The organism is Desulfotomaculum copahuensis, from assembly GCF_001655685.1.
In the GTDB taxonomy this organism is placed as follows: domain Bacteria; phylum Bacillota; class Desulfotomaculia; order Desulfotomaculales; family Desulfovirgulaceae; genus Desulfotomaculum_G; species Desulfotomaculum_G copahuensis.
This window is the reverse complement of record NZ_LYVF01000113.1, coordinates 1-1,412: the sequence shown is the minus strand read 5'-3', so window position 1 is coordinate 1,412 and position 1,412 is coordinate 1. Positions and strand designations below refer to the sequence as shown.

The 1,412-nt window shown below is 30.0% G+C and carries 1 protein-coding gene; it reads left to right on the top strand.

Annotated elements, in window-relative coordinates:
• The first annotated feature begins 105 nt into the window (after positions 1-105).
• Complete coding sequence (locus A6M21_RS19095) at positions 106-1,359, top strand: transposase (protein WP_066667522.1); 1,254 nt, start codon at positions 106-108, stop codon at positions 1,357-1,359.
• Positions 1,360-1,412: the final 53 nt, after the last annotated feature.

Genomic DNA, 1,412 nt, shown 5'->3' with positions numbered 1-1,412 from the left:
ATTTTCCGTTTTTTACTGGAAATTGAAAGAAAAAAATTTGCAAAATAAAAGCATCCTTTCTATAATATGTTTTGCGACAACCTAAATAGAAAGGATGCTGATAAAATGAACAAAAGTTATTTAAAACAAATGCTTATCTACTTCTCTAAGATATACCATCTTGGAGAAAAAATCAATACCCTAAAAGATAAAAGAGCAAAATCTTCAGTAAAAATTTCAACAGTTACCTTTGTAGTATTATTTGGATTTATGCTTCAAATAAGGAGTTTTAATAGGTTGGAACATTGGCTTAAAAAAGGTAAATTTAAAAAAGTATTACCTAAAAAGACTAAAATTCCTCGTATTGACACTATTAGGCGTGTTTTAAGTAATTTTGATTTAGATGGCTTAAATGAACTTAATAATAGTATAATCAAGACAAGTACAAAAAATAAGGTTTTTAGAAAAGGAACTATAGATGGACTAAAAGTCGTTGCAATAGATGGTGTAGAGTTATTTGAAAGCACTAATAAGTGCTGTGATAATTGTCTTACACGAGTCCAAAAGGACGGGATTACTCATTACTTTCATAGGTCAGTAATATGTGCAACTGTAGGTTCTGATCCACATCTTATCATAGGTCAGGAAATGCTTGAACCTAAAAGAGATGCTTCAGATAAAGACGAAGGAGAAATCACAGCAGGCAAGCGTCTAATTAGAAAATTGCATAAAGAATTTCATCATTTTGCAGACATTATAGTAGCTGATGCATTATATTGCAAATCTACTTGGATTAAAGAAGTATTATCAATAGGGATGGATGCAGTAGTAAGGGTTAAAGATGAAAGACTTAATATAGTTAAGGATGCGCTTGGTTTATTCAAGTGTCGAGAAGCAGATAAAGAATGGACTGTTAAGAAAAAAAGTAACAATTATATTAAAATAAAGGCCTGGGACGAAGACAATTTTCAAATGCCTAATTCCGACATAGAAGTAAGGTTTATAAAATTTATAGAGGAGATACATAGCTCAAGCAAAGTAGAAATAAAAGAATCATGGATAATAACTACCTCTAAAGTTACTTCAGTAGAAACCCTATGGAAAATAATACATAAAAGATGGGAAATTGAAAACAATGCTTTTCATCAACTAAAAACAGAATGGCATTTAAATCACTGTTTTCTGCACAGTCATGAGGGTGTAGAAACTGTGTTAATGTTTATAATAATAGCATTTAATTTGATGCAATTATATTTCTTCAGGTGTATAAGAAATTTTAGGGAAAAGCATATGCTTCAAATAGATATTATTGAAGATATAAAAGATGAGATATTTATCATAGAAACTGGATGGAGTAATCCACTGTTTGTGAAGACATAATTTGAAACAAAACTGGAAATTCATTATTAAAATTCATGGGGTAAGGGGAAAGT